General features: G+C 57.1%; 4 protein-coding genes. All 4 read left to right on the forward strand.

Annotated elements, in window-relative coordinates:
* A partial coding sequence (locus tag QVO51_RS09440) for a nucleoside recognition domain-containing protein (RefSeq protein ID WP_288168089.1) occupies positions 1-772 on the forward strand: 772 nt, incomplete at its 5' end.
* A 10-nt stretch (positions 773-782) separates the two neighbouring features.
* Positions 783-1,535 (forward strand): SDR family NAD(P)-dependent oxidoreductase, encoded by a 753-nt coding sequence (locus tag QVO51_RS09445; RefSeq protein ID WP_022358196.1) that lies wholly within the window; start codon positions 783-785, stop codon positions 1,533-1,535.
* A gap of 257 nt (positions 1,536-1,792) precedes the next feature.
* On the forward strand, positions 1,793-2,962 hold the full coding sequence (locus QVO51_RS09450; protein ID WP_022358197.1) for a 2-hydroxyacyl-CoA dehydratase: 1,170 nt from the start codon (positions 1,793-1,795) through the stop codon (positions 2,960-2,962).
* 16 nt (positions 2,963-2,978) lie between these two features.
* Positions 2,979-4,022 (forward strand): ABC transporter transmembrane domain-containing protein (locus tag QVO51_RS09455; protein WP_288168091.1); only part of this gene is annotated, 1,044 nt, incomplete at its 3' end.

The raw sequence follows: 4,022 nt of genomic DNA on the forward strand, positions 1-4,022 counted from the left end.
GCCGGGGGTCATGGCAAGCCGTACGCTTTCCTCTGAACGTGACCGGAAAATGACCATACTGCTGACCCCTTTTATGAGCTGTTCCGCAAAGCTGCCCATTTACGGGTTCTTCACCGCCGCCTTTTTCCCGAAGCATGGAGCGCTGGTGATGATCCTGCTGTACTTCGGGGGCATTCTCATGGCGATTCTGGCGGCACTGCTGATGAAGGGCAGTCTGTTCCGGGGAGAGCCGGTGCCCTTTGTAATGGAGCTGCCCAATTACCGGATGCCCGGAGCGAAGAATGTGGCACAGCTGCTTTGGGAAAAGGCGAAGGATTTTCTCACCCGTGCATTTACCGTGATTTTTGTGGCAACTATCGTGATCTGGGTTTTGCAGACCTTTGATCCGAAATTCCGCATGGTGGCGGATTCCCAGAACAGCATGCTGGCTCTGGTAGCCGGCTGGATCGCCCCCATCTTCCGGCCTCTGGGCTTTGGAGACTGGCGGATATCCACCGCTCTCATCACCGGTATGCTGGCAAAGGAAAGCGTGGTCTCCACTCTGTCGGTGCTGATGCCGGACAGCAGCGCTTTGTACGCTATGCTCACGCCCTTGGGGGCAGTCTGTCTGCTGGTGTTCTGCTTGCTGTATACCCCCTGCATTGCAGCAGTGGCATCCATCAAGCGGGAGCTTGGGGCAAAGTGGGCAATCGCTGTAGTGGTAGAACAATGTGTGATCGCCTGGATTGCCGCCTGTCTGGTGCATCTGGTGGGCATGCTGTTGGGATTTTAAGGAGGCTTTTATGATTGACGTAAGCGGAAAATGGGCGTTGATTACCGGCGCCAGCCGGGGCATCGGCAGACTGATTGCCTTGGAGATGGCGAAACAAGGATGCAACCTGGTGCTGCACAGCCGTCGGCTGTCCCATTGCAGCTCCCTGTTAGAGCAGGTACAGCGGCTGGGCGTACAGGCATATGCTGTGGAGGCGGAATTGTCCGACCTGGATGCGGTGGAGGATATGATGACCCGCATCGATCGGACAGGCACCAGCCTGGATATTGTGTTCAACAATGCCGGAGTGCAGGTGGCGTACCGCAGTGCCTTTCTGGAAACTCCGTCGGAGGATTACATCAAAAGCTTTGCCATCAACACCATTGCTCCCATGCGGATCTGTTATCATGTGCTGCCGGGCATGGTGGATCGGAGATTTGGAAGAATTATCAATATCACCAGTGGTATTGCCCTGGATCCGCAGCAGGCAGGCTATTCCGCAAGCAAGGCGGCACTGGATAAGGTGACGGTGGATCTTGGTTCTAAGTATGACGGCACGAACTTGATTCTGAGTCTTGCAGATCCGGGCTGGTGTCGGACGGATCTGGGGGGACCCAATGCGCCGAATCCGCCGGAAAGTGCATTACCCGGGGTACTGATCGGTGCCTTCGTGGATGACCGCCGTAGCGGCAGGCTCTTTGCAGCGCCCCATTTCTCCGGTATGACACTGGAACATGCGGTACAGCAGGCGGAGACCTCCTGTGTGGTGCCCTATGATCGATGAAACCAGGCAGTCATGCAGATTGCAGCCAAGGGGGAAAGCGGGTGGATCTGAAGGCATTTCGCCGGATGTGCCCATACGTTTACATTTCCGGAAAAACAGATTTGAACCATTCAGACACACGGAAATTAGGTTGAAGTGGTATCAATCGTTTGAACAGAGGGCCGGCAGGGCTGCATCCTGCCGGCTCTTTCTTGCCCTGTAGTGGAAAATGTGTTATAATAGGACGAAGATGCAATGATTGTACAGGAGGGGATACCGTGTCGAAAACCACCATACTGATTCCAGCTATGCTGGATTTCCATTTTCCGCTGCTGCGGTATGCCTTCTGTACGCCTCGGTATGCCCCGGTGATCCTGGAGGCTTGCCCGGAGGCTGCTGCCCTGGGCCTGGAGTATGCCCACAATGACCTGTGCTATCCGGCAGTGCTCATCATCGGACAGATGCTCCATGCTCTCCGCAGCGGGCAGTACGACCTTTCCAATACGGTGCTGATGATTCCCCAGGCAGGAGATGCCTGCCGGGGCTCCAATTACCTGCATATGATCCGCAAAGCTCTTAGCCGGGCAGGCTTCGGGAGCGTGCCCATTCTGTCCCTGAACGTCAGGGGACTGGAGGATGGGGCAAAGCTGCACGTTACCCCTTCCATGCTCCATCGGGCGGTGAATGGGGCGTTGCTCGGCGATCTGCTGATGCTGGTATATCACCAGACCCTGCCCTATCAGAAGGAGCCGGGAGCGGCGGAGACCCTGCTTGCCCGGTGGCGGCAGCAGTTGGGTAGGCGGCTTCAGGGCGGCATTCTGCTGCACGGTGAGCGGAAGGCTCTGTTTGCGCAGATCGCCCGATCCTTTTCGGAAATTCCCCGGTGTCAGCGCCAGGTACAGCGGATCGGCATCGTAGGGGAGCTGTATGTGAAATACTGCGGTATGGGTAACTGCGGTCTGGTGCCCTATCTGCATGCCAGAAACTGTGAGGTGTATGTGAACGGGCTATCCTGGTATGCCCTGTATTATCTGGACACCCATATGGTACAGGACGCCGCCTGGGGCAGAGCCTGCAAGCCGTTGCTCTGGTATCTGAACCGGGTGCAGACGGAACTGGTGGATGCCGTCCGGCAGGCTGGATTCCAGTGCCTGGATCCCTATGACCGGTTCTGCCGCACCCGGCAGGAACTGATCCCCTACGGTGTGCATACGGCGGACGGCTGGCTCATCAGCTGCGAGGTGGTGCAGATGGTGGAGCTGGGGATCCGGAAGGTGCTGTGCGTGCAGCCCTTCGGATGCATGCCCAACCATATCTGCGGCAAGGGCATGTATCCGAATTTACAGCGGCATTATCCCGACGCCCATCTGGTCAGTGTGGATTATGACACCAGCGGCACCCTTGTGAATGTGGAAAACCGTATTCAGATGCTGCTGGATGCCCAGTAGAGAAAGGAGGAGTCCCATGTTTTCCTTGCTCCGGGACATTTACCGTTCCGAGCCCCGGGGGTTTGTGCGGATGGTACTGCTGTCCGTCCTGGTGTCCCTGTCCGGGGGCGTCAGCGTATTGCTGCTGGTGCCTCTGCTGCAATGCTTTGACATACAGTCCGGCAGCCGTTGGGCAGTGCTGAACCGGTTTCTGCCGGATGTGTCCGGCAATGTGCAGCTGGCATGCATTCTGGGGGTGTTCGTGCTTGCCATGGTCTGCAAGGCGCTGCTGAACCGACATGTGCAGCTTTTGCACGCAAGACTCACCCAGGACTACATGACCAAGCTGCGGCTGCGGCTGTACAAGGCAGTATCCCAGGCGGACTGGCAGCATCTGATCCGGTTCCGGCGATCGGATCTTTTGAATCTGTTTCATGCGGACTGTACCCGGATCAGCAATGCGGCGATCCAGCAGGTACAGGGGATATCTTTGCTGATGACGGCGGCGGTGCAGATCGCCATTGCCTTGGTGATGAACGTGCCCTTGACCCTGTTTGTACTGGTTAGCGGCGGTGGATTTTTCCTTGCCTTTCGTCCCATGATGCGCCGCTCCAAGCAGTGCGGTCAGAGTATACGCAGCTCCGCACTGACATTTTTTGCGGAGATTGACGACCAGATCAGCGGCATGAAGGAAATCCGCTCTTATGGCATTCAGCAGGCGCAGAGCAAGCGTTTCCGGGATGCGGCGGAGCTGTACCGGGCAAACTATCTGGAGTTGACCCGGCTCACCGCCCTGCCTGCCATGATCTATACCATCGGCTCGGCGGTGCTGGTGGCTCTGGCGTTTTTCTTTGCCCAGGCGTTTTTATCTGTCAGCGCCGGACAGCTGATCGTGATCGTATACATCTTCTCCCGGCTGTGGCCGGTGTATACCTCTTTGCAAAGCATTCTGCAAAATGTGATGACTGCCGTACCGGTGTATCAGGCTATGGAGGAAACGGTGCACACCTTATCCCGGTCTGCCTGCATACCCCAGCCGGAGACTGCTCCCTTGACTCTGCACCGGGAGATCCGGCTTTCG

Origin of the sequence: Ruminococcus sp. CAG:379 (assembly GCF_000434255.1) — a bacterium.
In the GTDB taxonomy this organism is placed as follows: Bacteria; Bacillota; Clostridia; order Oscillospirales; family Ruminococcaceae; genus Ruminococcus_F; species Ruminococcus_F champanellensis.